Source organism: Desulfovectis peckii (assembly GCF_055391705.1).
The window spans coordinates 422,296-441,114 of record NZ_AP042409.1 but is presented as its reverse complement, the minus strand read 5'-3'; the positions used below and the strand labels follow the sequence as shown (position 1 = coordinate 441,114).

The window sequence follows — 18,819 nt, the reverse complement described above, 5'->3', positions numbered from 1 at the left end:
CAGTTAATCAATCCTTTTACTCAATGCTATTCATTATCTCTTTCATGCTGTCAATTAAATAGTCCTTTTCAGAATCTGACACCTCGCTGTTCTCTTGCAGTCTGGCAATATAGGATTTAATAATATCTTTGGATTTTACAAAGCTGATGTTTCCAGGCAAATTGCTGAGTATCAATTGAGCGTCTATAAATGCGCCCATACTATTAATAACTTGATTCATTGATTTTTCTGCTTGTTCGATGTTCCCGTTTTTCATTGCTTCTTTTGCAGAAATACTAATGCTACGGACGTCTTCTCCCCATATTGCATATCTTGATGGAGTTGCCTTGCATTCTTCATCACATGAGTCAAAAATCGCTCTTTCTAGTCTGTCCATGCACATTCTTTCACTGTCGTGTTCTTTTACTCTTGTGATTACTACGGGAGCATTTCTGTTGTTAAAATTATAAAAGTTTATTACAGCCCGCATCAATGATTGTATTTGAGCCAATCTTTATCATCCCTTTCAGCTTAACAATAATAAAAATACCCTGTTCCGGTCTTTTATAGAAACCAGGCAGAGAACAGCAACACGTTTTTTAACTGTTTCATGCTACCACTCACTAGTTCACTTTTGCACCTTTGTCAATATAAATCGGTATCTTTAAAGTTTCTCCCGCTTTTATAAAGTTAGGTTCGGTAATGTTGTTAAGTTCCAGAACCTGTTTAGCATACCATTCATAATTCATTCTGTAATGTTCATTCATAAAGTACGGGTTGATAATATCAACCAGCGTATCTCCTGATTGAATGGTTACCTCACGTACCTCTTTAAGTTCCCATACATCGTCGGGACGGTTTGAAATATTTATACCGCTGGGTATGCCTACTTCATCAGGATCAAAGTATTCTTCGGGCGGTATTACCTTTTGCCCATTTTCAACGATATACCAAATGCCGGTAGTTTCATTAACATACCGTCCTGTCTGTTCGTCATAGGTATACCCTTCAAGTGGTTCAGGATTACTATCAGATATGATTTTTCCAGCAGCATCAATTATAAGTTTCCTACCATCCGGTAATATTTTTTCTCGTGTTTCTACCCCTCCACAGCCAGCAAGGATTATAATTACCAGTCCTATTACAAGTAGAACACTTATACGTTTCAACTATATCACCTCCAAGGCAAACTGCCGCAAAATATATCTTATTATGTAAAAATTGTTTAAACCCTCTTCTTGCATTCAGAATTAATAATACATTCGTTGCAATTAGGATTACTCGGCCTGCACCAGGTTCGCCCGATCTCCCAGCATGAAAAATCTATAATCCCAGGAAACTCAGGATTTAACTCTCTTGCCTTATAGATAATTGAATCTAAATCAGCGTTATTGTCAACCAAACCTGTCCGTCGCATTACTCTTAGAATATGCACATCTGGTGATATGTCAATTGAGTAATAATCAGAAAACGGGATCTTAAATTGTCTGGCAAGAATATTAGCCGCCATTGTGGCAATTTTTTTGCCGCTTCCTTTAAACTGCAAGAATTCATAAACCACTTTTGCGCTACTAGGGTTGTTGCTCCATATTCGCGAAGCATCCCCATTATACTTTACTTTAATATCCTGAACTGCAGAATAAAACACTTCTGCCATTGTATCGTTAAATCTATGCAAGACATTTCTATTAAAAATATTCTTGTACTCTTCAAGTGAAACGCTGGCTAAATCATCAATTTTAAAGCTTCCTATAATCTCCCTTATTCTAAAGGGAATTGACCACGCTCGCTCCGCTTTAATCTGCCTATCCATCAAGCAGGCTAAAACAAAAGCATGGGGCGTGTTTTCAATATCGTTAAGAAATTTATCATGTTCTATGTCATTAACAAAAGGAATAAGATGTCTTTGTGAATCACTAAATCGTGCTTTTCCTATTGTTACAAGCAAATGTTCCGCCATATTATCACCTTTCCATAGCTTCTCCTCATGCTTAGCGCTATACTTTAATCTTTTAATTTGATACGGTTTCCCGGCAATGCTTCAAACATATCAGGGTAATGCCCGCACCTTGCCCTTATCTGTGTATATTCCGCCTTACTGCCATCCTTTTTTAAATACAGCCTACGCCTATATATCTCATCGGCAAGTTCAGCAGCATGCATCGTTTTGTTTTCCGCCTCTGATAAGACAATTCTCATAGCATCATGAAGCGTATAGTTAGGCATTTCGCTCATGCTAATTCCTACATCAGTTAAATTATTTTCATCGTATTTTAAGACTATATAAACCGGCTTATTATCTTTAAGCAGAACAACTTTTCCGTTTTTATCAACAACAGAGAATACATGATCTATATTGGTTTTCAATGAATCAAAGGGAATTAAGCTGTCTATTCTAATATCCATAATTCACCACCTCATAACAATTATACATGAAAAATATTTATTTGTCTATATATTTGTTTATATATTTGTATAAAAATAAAAACGCCGCCAATTAAGAAGGTTTCCTCCTCAACTGGCGGCAATCATATTGAAATCCTATAGTTTCACTTCTATTTCCAGACCCGACTTAAACTCTACCACTAGCCTGTCATCATATACAGTTGCCTTTTCAACTAGTTTCCTAACCAGTTTATCATCAAACTCCGCAATATCACTGGTTTGCGTGTTAAGGAAATCAGTCATCTCAGCAATCCGATCCCGCTTATCTTGGCGGAGAGCGTTTCTCGAAAGGGTTTCTTGCCTTAGATCACGTAGTCGGTAAATCTCATTGACAATATTATCGTATGCTTCCTTTGAATTTGCTTTTTGGATCAACTCGGTTTGGAGTTCTTCCAGCCTTTTATCAATATCTGCTGTACTCTCATCCAAATCCTCGCTTAATACGGTTTCAATATTCTTTTTCAGTATAGCCAGAAAAGAGTTTTTTCCGCTGACTGCTACATTGATGGCTTCTACAATTTTCTCTTTAAGCGTATCTTCAAGTATAGTGGAAGCGGTACAAAACAAACCGGTATTTTCTAATCGGCTAACACATCTCCATACGATTGATTTCTTTCCTCGGTTATTCCAATGAACCCTTCGAAATATTTCATGACAGTTGCCGCAAAAGACCATCTGTGATAAAGGATGATTATTGCTATAGTTTCTCTTCTTTCCGTTCTTACTTATATGCACACATCTTCTTTTGACAAGCTGTTCCTGAACCTGCATAAAAATTTCACGCGGGATTATAGGCTCATGGCTGTTTTCTACATAGTATTGTGGAACTATACCGTTATTGGGTACCCTTTTCTTTGATAAAAAATCTACCGTATAGGTTTTCTGCAGCAGCGCATCACCGATATATTTTTCATTCCTCAAAATCTTATTGATGGTACTGGTATGCCATCTGGGATTGCCTGCACCCGTCAGAATTCCGTCAGCCTCCAAACCCCTAGCTATCTGTAGCATACTGGAACCTTCAAGATATTCTCTGTAAATGCGTTTGACGATCTCAGCTTCTTCAGGTACGATAACTAAATTGCCATCCTTATCCTTTGTATAGCCAAGAAACCGGTTGTGATTGATATGGATTTTCCCTTGCTGATATCGGTACTGAATACCCAGCTTTACATTCTGGCTTAACGATTGGCTTTCTTGCTGCGCCAAAGATGCCATAATGGTCAACAGGATTTCTCCTTTGGAATCCAATGTGTTTATATTTTCTTTTTCAAAGTAAACCGGAATATTTTTTTCTTTAAGCTGCCTTATGTACTTTAGGCAGTCCAGCGTATTTCTTGCAAACCGGCTGATAGATTTCGTAATTATCATATCGATTTTGCCCTGCATGCATTCTTCTATCATCCGGTTAAATTCTTCACGCTTTTTCGTGTTGGTTCCGGTAATACCTTCATCTGCAAATATACCAGCTAACTCCCATTCTGGATTGCTTTTAATGTAATTTGTATAATGCTCGATTTGCGCTTCATAACTGGTTGCCTGCTCCTCGCTGTCCGTAGAAACACGACAGTAAGCTGCTACCCGAAGCTTAGGTAATTCCTCGGCATTTGCACTATTCCCAATTCGCTTACGGGCAGGAATTACCGTAACATTCCTGGTTGTCATCTAAAATCACCTCGCTCTTAATAAGACTATAAGCATACTCTGCCTGCTGAAATGGATCATCGTATAGATTATCTGGCATTGAAGCATGAAACCTAAAATTCATGCATTTCTTTTCATTTCCTTTATGTTCAAAAATCCTGCCAAGCGCCTCAGCTCGCCTGTGTCTTTCCAGTTGTGCTTTTTCGAATGTGTCCTTGCTGATAATTGGCGGATAGAATTTATCCTTAACATACCGTTTATCTGAAAGCATTCTTGCAATAGATGTGTGGTAGCGCTTAATGCCCGCTTTTTGGGCTGCTTCGGTTAAAGAAAGACCGGAAAGGTAAGCCTCAAATAGTTTCTCAATCTTAACTGCTTCCTCTTCATTAATTACAGCCCTACCGTTCTGAATGGTATATCCAAAAGGTATATGGCTCATCATTTCACCAGCCTTTCTCTTAAGTTCAACCCGCATTTCATTTTGAAACTTATTTCTTCTTGTGAAAATACTATGATTTCTTCAATAAAATCCTCAAATATTTCGCTATCGAATGCATCAATCTGCTTTTCAGCTTTCGTTGCAAATTTAAGAAGCTTCTCAACCTCAACAAGAGCAGTCATGCTCCCATCGATTGCGCGTTTTATGGCTTCTTTTTGTTCTTTTAATATGGCTGCTTCTTTAAGCAGCTCATTTTTTTGTGTATTAAAAAGAGCGGGTTCCAGGTATCCTTTGGCCATAAGTCCCATAATCACCTGAACTCGCTCTGTATTTTCTTTGATTTTTGTTTCCATCTCCTGAATCTTTGTTATGTTATCTGAGTAATTTGTCTTCTTTAAGCTTTGTAGCATGGTCTTAGAATGAATTTATGACCGAAAATAAGCTTATTGATCATTACAACGAAGGCCTGATGGATTGCATCCTCTCTGACAAACTTCATGGAACAGCTTGATGCGTCCTTTATATGCTTTGTGCAGCACCATGCAATATATTTACGGTTACCGCTGCCATGAATTCGACGCTTAAAACTGCTGCCACATTCTGCGCATTTGATTTTCCCCGAGAAAGAATAGCGTTTTTGATACTTGCTGCTTCCCTTAATTACACCTTTTTCTTTTCCTCTTTGCTTTAATATCTCTTGGGCGGCTTCAAATTCCTCATGGGATATAATGGCTTCATGATGATCTTTTATCATGTATTGATCTTTTTCCCCATGATTATAATGCCGCTTAAAATTCTCATCTGTATAGGTTTTTTGCAGAAGGACATCCCCAGTATATTTTTCATTGCTTAAAATGCCGCGGATAGTTGTCGCTGTCCAATGCGAACCTCTCTTTGTTGGGATTTTATCGGAATTTAGCCCATCTGCAATTTTCTGTGTGCCTTTACCGTCCAAAGCCTCGGAAAAAATCCGCTTTATGATTTCAGCCTGTTCTTTATTGATAAATAGCTTTCCATCCACATAATCGTAACCATAGGGAGGATACGAAATTTTGTATGTTCCGTTTTGGAACCTACGTCTGATAGACCACTTACTATTTTCTGCAATGGATAATGACTCGTTTTCTGCAAGACTGCTCAAAATTGTCAGCACCAATTCGCCTTCCATGCGCTGTGTGTTTATATTCTCTTTCTCGAAATAGATGAAAACACCGAGATCGGTAAGTTTTCTCACCATCTCAATACAGTCGGTTGTGTTTCTGGCAAATCTGCTGACCGACTTGGTTATAATAAAGTCAATTTTCTTGTTTTCGCAATCTGCAAGCAGTCTCAAAAGTCCAGTCCGATTCTCCTTTTTTGTGCCTGATATGCCTTCATCATAGTAAATCCCTGCAAATTCCCAATCAGGATTTGCTTTTATATAGGATTCATAATGGTCCTTTTGTGCTTCCAGGCTTGCCATTTGCTCATCACTGTCTGTTGAAACCCTGCAATAAGCCGCTACCCTCACCTTTGGCTTGAAAGCTTGGAGAGCATTGTTTCCATCAATCCTTGTTACCTTTCTCACTGTTTTCACCTCCTTTGGGCATGTGACATGTTACCTCTGTGTGCCGCTAATAGCAAGCTAATTAGGCCATAAGCTGTGCATACATCGGCGAGAAAGTTTTGCGGTTCAACTTGTCGATTTTGTTGAATTCTTCTTCTGAAATCAGTCCCGCCTTAAGCATCCTCTGCAGAATTTTGTACGCCCGCCAGTAATCAACCTCTCTTTGAATTTCCTCCTGTGTTATCTTTGTATAGTTCGTTTCCTGCGGGTTATATGGTAAATGATTAGCCGCCTCTATCATTCAAGCACCTCCTATAAAGACTTAGGACAGCCGCAATTGGCTGTCCTTTATCATTATTCCGGCAATTTGAGAACTTGTCCGGGGTAAATAGTATCTGAAGTCAGGCCATTGAGTTTCTTAATCTCCGGATATCTTGTTCCTCTACCGAGTTCTTTTTCCGCTATTCTCCATAAGGTATCGCCTTTTTGCACTGTATAGGTTCTATTGCACTTGTTATCAGGAATGCTGTTTACAATTACAAGGTTTTCTTTTGCTACCCAAGTGTTTATGCCTGCAATCTCTTGACCGCCGGATTTCTTAACCTTTTTGCCAAGCAAAACACATTCTTTGCCGCCTTTTATGACCGGCTTGCCTTTGTATAAAGTCTGTGTGACCCTGTGGTAATAGTCATTTTTGACCCACGTTGGAACTTCCACACTGCCGGGGTAGTAATTCTTTACACTGACCTTAAACTCCACCATATCTCCAATTCCAATATCAGTATTGATATCTGTACTGTTCTCCAGCGCTTTTTTTACTGCTTTACGGAAAGTGTCCATATTCTCCCCATGCTTGGGAAACCAGTGCATCACATCAGCATGGTTGCTGGCAATACCGAGCTTATATCCTTCGGAGTGGCAGATGATGTCATTCTCATTAAGACCGTACTTCTTGCAGAGCATAACGCAGAGTTCAACAGCATTCTGCCACGCTTTACGGAAATAATCTTCCTGCTTTGCTGCATCATAACCCACCATTACCGACCCGGATTTATACGAAAACCCAGCAGGCTCACAGATTTCAAAGCCAATATGGGTATTGTTGGCTGCTCCTCCCGCATGCCACCCGCGATGATCCCAAGGCAGGTATTGCCAAACCTCTTTATCGTCTACAAAAGCGTGAACACATACCTGCCTGTTTATTTCGCCGGCCTTGTAAGATTTGTTCCCATCATCCACGGGGACGTTCTTTGTGGCCGGTAAACCTGCCATAAGGAACGTCAGACTGTGTGAAAACCTCATAAAATCCACAAAACCATGGCACCTTCTGGTAGAATGATAAATAAAGGGAGGTGCCATTATGGCATATATAAAGGGAGAAGATCGCAACCAACTTACATTGTTTCCCAATAGTATTGATGAATATATAAGTGACGATAATCCGGTACGAGTAATAGAGGCTTTTGTAGGAAGCCTTGATATGATAGAGTTAGGCTTCACACACGCCCAAACCCATTCAATCGGTAGACCCCCTTATGACCCGCGGGATCTGCTCAAACTTTACCTTTATGGTTATCTAAATGGTATTCGCTCTTCACGCAAGTTAGAAGCTGAAGCCCATAGAAATCTGGAAGTAATCTGGCTGCTCTCCAATCTTAAGCCCGATTTTAAAACCATAGCTGACTTTAGAAAAGATAACAAGAAAGCTCTTCAAAAAGTCTTTAAGCAGTTCAACCTTCTCTGCAGAGAATGGGAATTATTCGGCCAAAACGTAGTAGCTATCGATGGTTCCAAATTCAGAGCAAGCAATTCCAAAAAAAATAATTACAATAAAAAGAAACTAAATAGACTGCTCAAACACATAGATCAAAAGATAAACGACTACCTAAATGAGCTGGACAAAGGGGACCGGTGTGAAGAAGATACCCACAAACCTACCGCTGAAGAAATTGCCCAGTGTTAAAAACGGTGATAAAATCCCTATAATCACCGGGGAAAAAATCCCCACCCCCTAGAAATATAAACACCGAAGATCTGGCAAATCGGAGGTGTTTAAAATTTACGTAGGGAGTGGGGAATGGTTGAACATTAAGCAAATGTATGAAAATGGTGTTTCTATCAGCGAAATTGCTCGCCGTACCGGGCGAGACCGCAAAACCATAAGAAAATGGATACAATCTGATGGCCCGCCCAAAAAAGTTAGGCGGAGAAGACCTAGTAAGTTAGATGAATATAAAGAATATATAGTTTCCCGTATGCAAGAAGGTGTACTTAACGCCACCGTCATCTATGATGAAATAAAAGATAAGGGCTATAAAGGTAAAATTACCATATTGAGAGACTTTATGCAGCCATACCGGCCAGTATTAAAGGCCCAAGCAACCGTAAGATATGAAACAAGACCTGGTGAACAGGCCCAGGTAGATTGGGCTCATTTCGGCTATATCATCGACCTAGATGGAGCACGCCGTCCCTTGTATTGCTTTGTTATGGTATTAAGTTACTCACGTATGCTCTATCTAGAGTTTACCACATCTCAGGATGTTGCAACACTATTAAAATGCCACATTAATGCTTTTGAATTTTTTGGAGGCATACCAAAAGAAATACTTTACGACAACACCAAGACAGTAACCCTGGGGCGTGATGATAACGGTCATATCATCTGGAACGAACGGTTTTTGGATTTTAGTGTTCACTTTAATTTCAGTCCCCGGCTTTGTCATCCGTACAGGGCGCGGACTAAAGGCAAAGTAGAACGCCCAATCCGGTATATCCGGGAAAACTTCTTTCCCGGGCGCAAGTTCAGTTCCTTGGAAGACCTCAATTTCCAAGCCCACAAGTGGCGGGATGAAAAGGCCAACGTACGTATTCACTCTACTACTCTAGAAAAGCCGGTTACTCGGTGGGCCCATGAGTTATTGCAGCCATATACCGGTTACCCAGACTTTGACTTGGCATATTACTGCCAGCGCAAAGTCAGCCGAGACTGCTTTGTTTCCTACAAATGCAACTTCTATTCTGTACCCTGGCAGTTAATCGGACGAGATGTTTTGCTTAGAATTATCGGGGACCAACTACAAGTATATTGGCAAGGGCAAATGCTCACTCAACACACCCTGGTAAAACATAAACGTTATCAGCGTATTGCAAAACCGGAACATTACTATGGGCTTCCTGGCCAAAACATTACCAGCCGGCGCAGAAAAAACTCTGTAACAGTGCTTCAACCGCCTCAGGTTGAAAAAAGGCCTTTAGACTACTATGAATCCCTGGTTTGGGAAGGTGTATAGCAATGCTGCAGATTGAAATATTGCGTGAACATCTTACCGAACTGGGGCTAAAAGAAATGGCCAGAACTTTAGAATACCGGCTTCAAGAAGCAGTTGATAAAGACCAAACATACTTTGATTTTCTAAATACACTGGTAGAGGAAGAATTATCAGCCCGGAAGGACCGTGCATTTAAAACCAGGTTAAGCATGGCACGACTTCCCTTCCAGAAGACTATTGCCGATTTTGACTTTTCATTTCAACCATCAGTAGATGAACGGCAAATTAAAGAATTGGCCACTTTACGGTTTGTACATGAGGCCGGGAATGTAGTTTTCTTAGGACCGCCGGGAGTGGGGAAAACGCATTTGTCGGTAGCCCTTGCTATGGAAGCTATTGCCCAGGGAGCAACTGCATATTTTGTAAAGACTGATGAACTTATTGCCGATCTAAAGAAAGCTTATGAGGAAAATCGCCTAAAAAAGAAGATGAAAAAGTATATACGTCCGAAAGTTCTCTTAATTGACGAAATTGGCTACCATCCGCTAGACAAGCTCTCAGCATCTTTATTCTTCAATATCATATCCGAGCGGTATGAAAACGGGAGTATTATCCTTACTTCCAACAAGAGCTTCACGGAATGGGCTGATATATTTGGTGAAAGTGTCATAGCTACTGCCATTTTGGACAGATTATTGCACCATGCTAGCATTGTTAACATTCGCGGCTCCAGTTACCGCATGAAAAACAAGAAAAAATCAGGCTTATGCCTTAGTAAGGGGGATGATGAAAGCTAGATAATTTTACACTAGGGTGGGGAATTTCTCACCGGAGAAATCGGGGAATTTTAAACCGGTGTTGACAGTATTGATTCTTATTAATATTTTTCTTTACGTAGTAATAATTTTTCTCAGTATTAATGGATATAGGCGAATCCATATTAAGTATCATCGTAAGCTCCTTATACAGCTTAACTGCATCTGTTAGCGTAAAATTACTTTGGGAAAAACCACAAAATAAAAGAAAAGAGTATCTCCTCTGTGATATCATGAATTTGCCAAGAAACACAACAACCACAGAAAAGGAGATACTCTTATGGAATCAATTATACAGGAAATAGTACAAAAAATCATTGGTAGTTTTGAAAAAGAGCTAGAAAACCTAATAAGAGAAGGAAAAGATATATCCGAGTTCATTCTCGCTATTAAGAAGACGTTGGATGAAGTTGGAGTAACCTTAGTTGCTGAAGCCTTGGAAACAGTAGATCAGGTATATAAAAACAGCAAAGAACGTAAACGGTGCTGGACAGTAAAAGAAAAAGCAGCTAAAAAGACTCTTGCTACAATATTTGGCGAAGTCAGGTATAAAAGAACATATTACAGGAACAAAAATACAGGTGAATATAGCTACTTGTCGGATGAGGCAGTGGGCATATCAGCCCATGACAAGCTAGACGCTTCGCTGAAGGCAAAACTGATAGAAGAAGCAGTATATATGCCTTACAGCAAAAGCGGAGAAAAAGTTTCTGAAGCAGTAACTCTAACATCACAGACAGTAATGAACAGTATACGTGAGCTTGGGCGTGTCGAAAATAATTTAGTAGAGATTAAACAAGCTAAAAAGACTGTAAAGGTACTCTACATAGAAGCAGATGAAGATCATGTGGCGCTTCAGAACGGAGGTTATATAGAGCCAAAGCTTGTATATGTGCATGAGGGCAGAAAAAGGATTGGTAAAGATCGCTGGAAACTATTGAATGCAAGATATTTTAGTGGTGTTTATACAAACACTGATGAATTATGGGTAGAAGTTTTAGACTATATAGATAAGGCTTATGACATGGATGCTATAGAAAAGATATACCTATCAGGGGATGGGGCACCTTGGATAAAGAATGGACTAGGCTGGATAAAGGGAAGCATCTATGTGTTGGACCGTTACCACTTATCAAAGTATGTAACACAAGCTACAGCACATATGAGCTACACCACACCAATTATGTGGGATTATATAAATGCGGGAGACAAGGATAGCGTAAAAGAGTTATTTAAGGCAATCATTTGTGCAACCGAACCGGAAACAAAGAGAAGGGCGGTGCAGGAAGCAAGAAGGTACATACTGGGCAACTGGGAAGGTATAATGCGGCAATATGATGCGGATTATGTTGGCTGCAGTGCAGAAGGCCATGTTAGCCATATTTTGTCGTCTAGGTTAAGTTCAAGGCCCTTGGCTTGGAGTAAAACAGGTGTAGACCAGATGGCCAGATTAAGAGTTTTTGTAGCAAATGGTGGTAATGTATATGAATTGTTTATAAAAAGAAAGAAAACAGCCATAAATGAAGCAAGGAAGGTAAAAATAGACCAAGAAATTATCAGAAAACGAAAGCTTGCCGGATCGCACGAAACCATCGGTAACATAACTATTTTGAATATTGGTAAAAGAACTGGTACTTCCCAGTTACTTAAGTCAATAAGTTACGCTTAAGGCTGGAAGGTAAACAGAGGAATACTTTTTTCTTTAAAAAACCCATAGTATCTTGACGCTATCACTGCATCTTCATAAGTTGATTCGTTTCCTTTTTTAGTATCTGTATTTTGCAATGTTATCCCTCCATAAAATAAAATAACCCCAAACAGAATATGAACAGTAGAGGATAATCTTGGTTTCACTTTACTCTCCGTTCATAATAAGTTTGGGGTTCTCCCTTATTGAAATCATTAAATTGGATCTTTATAGAGCAAATATAATTCATCCTTTCTTATAGTAACCACTCTCCTTTCCATTTTTTATCATGGCAGTTCCAGATCAACTAAATTTTGACGTTTTCCCTCAAACCGCCAAAATCCTAAATATTATAAATTTAAGATTTTAATATTTTAAGATCTTCTTATAATTTTTTTCAAAAATTTTCCCACAAAAAATCCAGATTAAATTATTCGGGTTCCAGAAATTATCATATTAAATTTTTATCCTCATATATTTTTATAAAAAAAATGAAGAGGTGAATGAAATTGATGTTGAACTTTAAAAAAATTCAAAAACAGGATATAGATGTTGTAACATTATTTGGGCGCTTCGGATTAAGTAGTGGGATGTAGGCAGTAAAAAAGCTTTTAAAATAACAATTGTTTCGCAGTAAACACATAATGCGCATCAAAATAAAAAAGAGATGCTTCAAAAAGCAACTCTCTAGGAATTATTTTTCTTCTTTTTGATAATCACAGCTGTCCAAACTGCTAAAGCACCAAGAAAAGCAACAACGATTGGGATAAAAGTGTTATTGTCCATAAGAAAAACCTCCTGAACTAAATAGCTCACAGGTAAATATTACGAAAAAGTAAAATTAAGTAAATTACACAGTTCGATTATAAAGCAGGTTTAAACCTGCTTTATAATCGGGTTCCACCAGAAAAATCATTTGGTAGTTCAATTATTATCTTTTGCACATCTTCCAACTCATTTTGTTGTTCTATGTATTTGTTAATTTTGGTTTCAATTCTGTTCAGCTGTTCCGTTGTTTGCATGTTTTGATACTGAGAAAGTAAAAAAGCAAAGATTGGGAAAACAACATTAACAATAAATTTAAGATACCACTCTTTGTTGATTGTTTCTTCTTGGGTTGAAGATTGGCGTACCGTTATAGACACAGTTAAATCCGAATGACTGTATTTAAATGAAGAAAAATCTTCAAACAAATTGAATAAGTTTAAAAGAGTTTTCAAATCCAATTGATTAGATTTAAGAGGTGACGAAACAACAAAATTAATAAATTTATCAGCATCTAGGGAAGGGAAAAGTTCATTAAGGGTCGTTTTTAATTTATTCCTAGATTCTATAAATTTTGAAATGGTTTCTGGAGATAAATGTTGATCAAAATTAAAATTTACTTTTTGTTTATCAAATTTCTCAGCTATTTCTTTTATTTTTTGTTGTATCTCTTCTTTTGTATTCGGTTGGAGCTTAGCATCTAAAAAAATTTTAAGTTCATTCTCATTTTTAGACATTTAATACTCTCCTTTCACTTTATATAAATAAATTTTACAGAATAATTAGAATTAATGGTAGATTTATTCAAAATATAGGGTGAGCGACCATGAGAAGTGTGGAGACTTCTAGCACGGTCATACAGGATATTACAGATATTGTAAATCTGTTCGATAGGACGGACTCTACCATATAAATATATTGAATATATTCAATTAATATCCACTAACATGAGGTGAAGAAGCTATTGAAAGTTAGTGAAATTTAAAGAAAACGTGAGAATTCTGAAGAAAATTAAAGTTTATAGAGGGAGGGTAAAAAACGGTATGAAATATGAGGTTCAAATAATAGAACATGGTGGATATAAAGATACCTTTCAATATGACCAGCCTAATAATGTACTAAACGATTTAGCAAGGCATTTACGAGATAATGATGAGTTAAAGAAAATTGTCGTTAAGGTTAGAGAAGGATAATGCACATTACGAAGAAAATGTTCAATAGCGTTATTTCAAAATATAAAACTCAATGGATATTCCACCAGATAATCCGAATACCTATTATTTGTAAAATCCGCGCAAAAATCGCGGAAAAGAACCGGTGCAAAATTAGTAGCTATTAGAAAAATAGAAAATGAAAAAAATAAACAGCATGAGACATAAACATTTCAGTTATGTTCATGCTGTTTTTTCAAACGGTAATTTAAAAAAGGAATATTACCAATAGTCAACTATCCTTTTTTAGTAAATCAACCTTGTAATATTCCAATCCCTTTTGTAACAAAACATTTACTAATCCATTCATTTTAAATGATTTTTCCGCACTAAGATGTTTAATGGTGTTATAAATTTCTTCTGTTAGGAAAAACGTTTTCTTCTCATTTAATTCTGAGTGATCGACTTGTAAGTAATCTTTGAACAACTTATACTCCATATCGAAAGTTTCTTCACTTTTTATTTGCGTTCGATTTTCTTGTTTCTTTTTTACAAAGGGTTTATCAACTGATAAGACAACAATTCTACTTCTTATATCTCTACTCAGCGAATCTTCCGACGCTGTACCTTTATATTGATATTCATTTTCCTCTTGATCAAATTCAATTGCTGCATTGGCCAACTTTCTTTCTAAATCTTTTACACTTATTCCTGCCATGGAAGCAACCTCTGCCTTAGTTTTTCCGTTGTTTAGTTGTTCCAATACTTCCATTAATGTCATGTATATCACCTCCAAATTTTTAAAACATTATAACTTCACTTGTGCAAAATTCTAATAACTTTTGCAAAATATTTTAGGCAAGTTTTACCCATATAAATTTAGATGTGCTGCAGATTCTGAAACGAATGTATTCGGAATTTTTTAGGATACATTGAACAATTTGTTCTTAAATGGTATCCTAAAAAACAATCTTTCAATAAAGCTTAATGATTTTCTAATACACAATCGTAACGAATATACGTATCTATCAATAGTAACAACGATTAAATTTTGCACATCATTAATAATTTCTTTTATAACCGTTTTTTGTTTTCAGATACGAATATGAGTTACCATGTTTTATTGCTTAGTACACAGTGATATTACATCATTTCCATTTGTTAAATTCCAATCGAGACAAATAAAAGATACGAATTATCGTTAGAATGAAAATAATGATAGGAAGTTCCAAAGTGTCGAACATAGCAGGGGGTTGTACCAACTTTACATGGAGAGGAGGACATGGCAATCTTAAATGATTATACCCGTATTTTTTATTGCAATATACAAGGTTATCCGGGCAAAATGATTACGATTGAACCACAGATTCATCAGTTTAACTGGGTATATTATAACCTACCCAGTTAAACCTATGAACAAATTCATAACGCTTATCCCCCAAAAACCGCTTCAAATTAATGTTATGGAGATTAAAAAACCACCCTTCCAAGCCGAGAATTAGTATCTCACAGCTCCTAATTCATCCCCATTTTGCGAATGAAAATTAACTTGAATTTGGTGCAAAAAAACTAATACCACAAATTGGTAAGAGATACATATTTATTTAAACGGCTTTTAACTTTTTACAAAAATCCCGTACCGAAAAACCTCTACTTTTTACAAACCTCTCATCTGGTTGCCACTTACACCAATAACTTTTACGTAAGTTAAAGTTTTTACATATTTTCCGTACTCGTAAATGTAAAAACATCAGTGAACTGTCCAACCGGCCAAAATGATAAAAAATAAGACCCAAGAATGAGGCAACATTCTTGAGTCTTTATTAAGGAATTTTTCTTTTGACTTCATCTTTTCAACTCTATTAAATTGAATTCTTGAACAATTCTTTGCTGCTGATCCAAGACATAGATAAATACCAATTCTTCCACTCCCGCATAATCTTCATATCTGATTGTTTCAAGTAAATGATTAAGGGACTTTGTGACAATGATATATCGTTTTTCCTCGTTGGAGGTTTCACTCGTAAAATCAACGAGTCCAAACGCTTTTCTTTTTCGTACATTTAATCTTCCGTTTGCGTATTCATATAGTTTTACATTTTCAAAAACGTCATCCGGGATGATTCTGCTACAATCACTCTTTGCCGGTTCTAAGATAAGTTGTGCAATTTTTTTAATCGGTTGCAATTGAATACTTCGTTCACGTTCGATTTCTTCCAACCGTTCTCTACTTCTTTCTTCTAAATCATCAATTTGGGAATAAGTCTGGTTTATTAATGCACTGTTTTTATTATCAAAATTAGTTTGTTGAAATTGCATGAGTCGCTCTTGCAATGTTCTCATCTGTTGGTCAAAAGATTTTCGCAAATAAATACTTTTTTTGTTTAAATATTCATCACGCTTTAACTGTACACTCTGGAGGATTTTTCTTGCATGTAATATTGCTTCACGTTTAAACGAAGGATCTTCTATGCCCATTGTACTTATATATTCAAATCTCCCATTAAATAAAAGATAAGGGTCTATTTCAATCCATTCTCCTGATTCCCGTTTACCTAAAAGAATCAGTGACTGTTCCAATTCTCTTCCTGTTCCATCCACAACATTAACTTTGTCCAATTCTATTTGAATTCGTTCCGGAACGTTTGCTTTGACTTTTGCCACCGGTATGGTGACTTGTTGCGTTTCTGTACCCCCAAGTTCCAAAGCTAATTTATATAACGGATGATCATTTTGTAATAGTTGAATATCTTCTGTTTCAACTTCCGGTTTTAATGCAAATCGGACAGATTGCTCCGTTTTTAATAAAATCCGTTGTTTTTTTGCTAATTCACGTATATTTTTCGGAAAGTGATTAATTCGGCAGACGGATTGATCACTGGATATATTCATGCGGATTCTCGTATTTTGAAATTGATTAATGACAAACTCACCGTAAACTCTTTTTGGCAAACTATTAATTAAAAGTTCTTGGAATGTTTTTCTCATTCCCGGTAAATCAAAACTTTGTTCGTCCATTCTTTCTCGATTGGCCAATTCAATTAAACGCTTATGCTCATCTGACAAAGTTTTTTCCATTTTTGCAATCAATTCATCTAAGTTTTCTCGTCCGCTAATCGATTCTTCCATAAGTGTGGCCAAATCTACTCCTTGTTCTTTTAACACGTCACCGATAAAATCATAAACTTGTTCTTGACCTAAATCTGTACGCATTTGTTCCATTTTTTCCAATAACCGAATTAACACATCGCCTTCCCTTGTATTTCCGGCCACCAAATTAAAGACAAATACTTCATTTTTTTGACCGATTCGATGGATACGCCCCATCCTTTGTTCTAGCCGGTTCGGGTTCCAAGGAATATCGTAATTGATCATTTGATTACAAAACTGGAGGTTAATGGATTCGCCGCCTGCATCCGTTGCCAACATGATTTGTACATGATTACGGAATTTCTCAACCTCTGCACGCCTTTGGTCCATTGAAAAACCACCGACAATTTTCGCCACTTCCGGAACGTGAGCCAACAGCTTCCTCTCCAAGTAATACAAAGTATCTTTTGACTCAGTAAAAATTAACAACTTTTCACCTTGAGCTACTAATCCATTTGTACCAAATAACGTTTTTTCAAGTTCAATATATTTTCTTTCAACATCCCTTTGGCGAAGAATATTGATTTTGTCGATTAAATTCGTTAATTGATCAATTTCTAATTGTAATTCGTGCAAATCAATAGCTTCCGTTTCACCTTCTAATTGTGCCTCCACTTCTTCCTGATCTTCTGCAGCCAATTCGTCAAAATCATGAACTTCAACTTGTTGATTTTTTTGTTCATTGTATAAAAGTTCTTCTAATTTCTCTTTTCTTCTTACTAATGACAGATAAATAGCATCGAAAGAAGAACTTAACCGACGCTGCAAAATCATCATGGCAAACGTAACATTCTGATTGTTATTTTGTTTGGCCCGGTTAAAGTGATAACGGACATATTCCGTCACTTTATCATAAATTTCTTTTTCTTCCGGACTCAGGTCAAAAGTAATGGTTTTCGTCGTTCTTTTAGGAAATAACGGCGTTCCGTCAAAATTGACCATCGATTCTTTCAATCTTCTAATAATAAATGGATTGCTTTTTTCATACATGGATTCTCCGTTGTTTAGATGGGAAAAAATATCATGGTCAATTAAACTCATTAAGTGGCGAAAGTTTTCTTTATCCCCTTTATGCGGCGTAGCAGTTAAAAGTAAACAATGTTCCGTATGGCTAAGTAACGCCTCGCCTAATTGAAATATTTTTGTACGCTGAACTTTTCGCTTTTTTGTTCCCCTTGTATATGCCGCCATTTTATGCGCCTCATCCACGATCACTAAATCAAACCGACTTTTTAAGATGAGGGATTTAATTTCGTCCCTTGCCGCCCAATATAAAGAAGTAATGATTTTATCGTAGGTTTCAAAAGGATTGATTTCGTTTGAGCTATTTAAAAAGTTTCGATTAACGATGATAAATTCTTCGCCAAACTTTTCCTTTAGTTCCTCTTGCCATTGTTTTAATACAAGAGGGGGTACAAGAATTAAAATCCTTTCCGCTCTGCCCCTTGCTAATAATTCTCGGATTAACATTCCGGACATAATTGTTTTTCCTGCGCCCGGGTCGTCTGCAAGTAAATATCGTACTTGTGGAGACTGCAACATTCGGCTGTATACGGCTTCAATTTGATGGGGAAGCGGAATAATTTTTTTGTTTCCCCTAGCTCTTGATTGCGAATAACGTTCTTCAGTTTTTAAAATATAATATTGTAAATAATGTTGAAGACGTTCCGGTTGGAAAAACGAATCTTCTTGTTTAATCGTTTCTAATTGTTCCAGTTGATATTTTTCAATATATCGATCATAATATTTATTTGTTTTCCTTCCGATAGCTTCAACTTGGTAAAGATCTTCATCAATTTTCTCACAGTTTTTTATCTCAACGATCTCTGGCCAAAATGGACCTTTGATGATTTCTCCAACTTTTAACATTGGTAATCCCCCATATTATGCAAAACCTGCCATAGCAATACAATTATGGCAGGTTTA

At 37.1% G+C, this 18,819-nt stretch carries 18 protein-coding genes; 5 read left to right on the top strand and 13 right to left on the bottom strand.

The window, feature by feature from the left end; genetic code table 11:
* Window positions 1-16: 16 nt before the first annotated feature.
* The 10 genes from ACZ5NG_RS02230 to ACZ5NG_RS02185 all read right to left on the bottom strand — a co-directional run bounded on the left by ACZ5NG_RS02230 (window position 17) and on the right by ACZ5NG_RS02185 (window position 7,355).
* Entirely contained in the window at window positions 17-490 is a 474-nt protein-coding gene (locus ACZ5NG_RS02230; protein ID WP_464252373.1) for a hypothetical protein, read from the bottom strand.
* Window positions 491-602: 112 nt separating this feature from the next.
* Window positions 603-1,148: a LysM peptidoglycan-binding domain-containing protein gene (locus tag ACZ5NG_RS02225; RefSeq protein ID WP_078683308.1), complete on the bottom strand. Its 546-nt coding sequence runs from the start codon at window positions 1,146-1,148 to the stop codon at window positions 603-605.
* Window positions 1,149-1,204: 56 nt separating this feature from the next.
* Window positions 1,205-1,939, bottom strand: coding sequence for an endonuclease III domain-containing protein (locus ACZ5NG_RS02220; RefSeq protein WP_078683307.1), 735 nt, complete (start codon window positions 1,937-1,939; stop codon window positions 1,205-1,207).
* A gap of 44 nt (window positions 1,940-1,983) precedes the next feature.
* The gene (locus ACZ5NG_RS02215; RefSeq protein ID WP_078683306.1) at window positions 1,984-2,385 is read right to left on the bottom strand and encodes a hypothetical protein; all 402 of its coding nucleotides are present in this window, start codon (window positions 2,383-2,385) and stop codon (window positions 1,984-1,986) included.
* A 135-nt stretch (window positions 2,386-2,520) separates the two neighbouring features.
* Window positions 2,521-4,089, bottom strand: a complete 1,569-nt coding sequence (locus tag ACZ5NG_RS02210) for a recombinase family protein (RefSeq protein ID WP_464252372.1) — start codon at window positions 4,087-4,089, stop codon at window positions 2,521-2,523.
* Window positions 4,052-4,543, bottom strand: a complete 492-nt coding sequence (locus ACZ5NG_RS02205; protein ID WP_464252371.1) for a recombinase family protein — start codon at window positions 4,541-4,543, stop codon at window positions 4,052-4,054. Before ACZ5NG_RS02205 ends, ACZ5NG_RS02210 begins: the two co-directional genes overlap by 38 nt.
* A complete protein-coding gene (locus ACZ5NG_RS02200; protein WP_464252370.1) occupies window positions 4,507-4,860 on the bottom strand; it encodes a hypothetical protein in 354 nt (117 codons plus the stop codon). The genes ACZ5NG_RS02205 and ACZ5NG_RS02200 overlap by 37 nt, the downstream gene beginning before the upstream one ends.
* 41 nt (window positions 4,861-4,901) lie before the next feature.
* On the bottom strand, window positions 4,902-6,074 hold the full coding sequence (locus ACZ5NG_RS02195) for a recombinase family protein (protein ID WP_464252369.1): 1,173 nt from the start codon (window positions 6,072-6,074) through the stop codon (window positions 4,902-4,904).
* Window positions 6,075-6,135: 61 nt separating this feature from the next.
* Window positions 6,136-6,354: an SHOCT domain-containing protein gene (locus ACZ5NG_RS02190; RefSeq protein WP_012208274.1), complete on the bottom strand. Its 219-nt coding sequence runs from the start codon at window positions 6,352-6,354 to the stop codon at window positions 6,136-6,138.
* 53 nt (window positions 6,355-6,407) lie between these two features.
* The gene (locus ACZ5NG_RS02185; RefSeq protein ID WP_464253096.1) at window positions 6,408-7,355 is read right to left on the bottom strand and encodes an N-acetylmuramoyl-L-alanine amidase; all 948 of its coding nucleotides are present in this window, start codon (window positions 7,353-7,355) and stop codon (window positions 6,408-6,410) included.
* Between the two features lie 58 nt (window positions 7,356-7,413).
* Between ACZ5NG_RS02185 and ACZ5NG_RS02180 the strand changes: the two genes are divergently transcribed.
* From ACZ5NG_RS02180 to ACZ5NG_RS02165, 4 genes are all read left to right on the top strand, one after another.
* The gene (locus ACZ5NG_RS02180) at window positions 7,414-8,016 is read left to right on the top strand and encodes a transposase (RefSeq protein ID WP_464252368.1); all 603 of its coding nucleotides are present in this window, start codon (window positions 7,414-7,416) and stop codon (window positions 8,014-8,016) included.
* Between the two features lie 118 nt (window positions 8,017-8,134).
* Window positions 8,135-9,346 (top strand): IS21 family transposase, encoded by a 1,212-nt coding sequence (istA, locus tag ACZ5NG_RS02175; protein ID WP_464252367.1) that lies wholly within the window; start codon window positions 8,135-8,137, stop codon window positions 9,344-9,346.
* Window positions 9,347-9,348: 2 nt separating this feature from the next.
* Entirely contained in the window at window positions 9,349-10,122 is a 774-nt protein-coding gene (gene istB / locus ACZ5NG_RS02170) for an IS21-like element helper ATPase IstB (protein WP_464250998.1), read from the top strand.
* Between the two features lie 298 nt (window positions 10,123-10,420).
* Window positions 10,421-11,809 (top strand): ISLre2 family transposase, encoded by a 1,389-nt coding sequence (locus tag ACZ5NG_RS02165; RefSeq protein WP_464251171.1) that lies wholly within the window; start codon window positions 10,421-10,423, stop codon window positions 11,807-11,809.
* A gap of 905 nt (window positions 11,810-12,714) precedes the next feature.
* Here the strand turns inward: ACZ5NG_RS02165 and ACZ5NG_RS02160 are convergent.
* Window positions 12,715-13,329, bottom strand: a complete 615-nt coding sequence (locus tag ACZ5NG_RS02160; protein WP_008881284.1) for a hypothetical protein — start codon at window positions 13,327-13,329, stop codon at window positions 12,715-12,717.
* Between the two features lie 306 nt (window positions 13,330-13,635).
* On the opposite strand from ACZ5NG_RS02160, the gene ACZ5NG_RS02155 reads away from it, so the two are divergent.
* Entirely contained in the window at window positions 13,636-13,785 is a 150-nt protein-coding gene (locus tag ACZ5NG_RS02155; protein WP_008881285.1) for a hypothetical protein, read from the top strand.
* Window positions 13,786-14,035: 250 nt separating this feature from the next.
* Here ACZ5NG_RS02155 and ACZ5NG_RS02150 read toward each other — a convergent pair whose 3' ends face one another.
* Together ACZ5NG_RS02150 and ACZ5NG_RS02145 are read right to left on the bottom strand one after the other, a co-directional pair.
* Window positions 14,036-14,524: a hypothetical protein gene (locus tag ACZ5NG_RS02150; protein ID WP_340434195.1), complete on the bottom strand. Its 489-nt coding sequence runs from the start codon at window positions 14,522-14,524 to the stop codon at window positions 14,036-14,038.
* Between the two features lie 1,064 nt (window positions 14,525-15,588).
* On the bottom strand, window positions 15,589-18,762 hold the full coding sequence (locus ACZ5NG_RS02145; RefSeq protein WP_008881288.1) for a DEAD/DEAH box helicase: 3,174 nt from the start codon (window positions 18,760-18,762) through the stop codon (window positions 15,589-15,591).
* Window positions 18,763-18,819 lie beyond the last annotated feature (57 nt).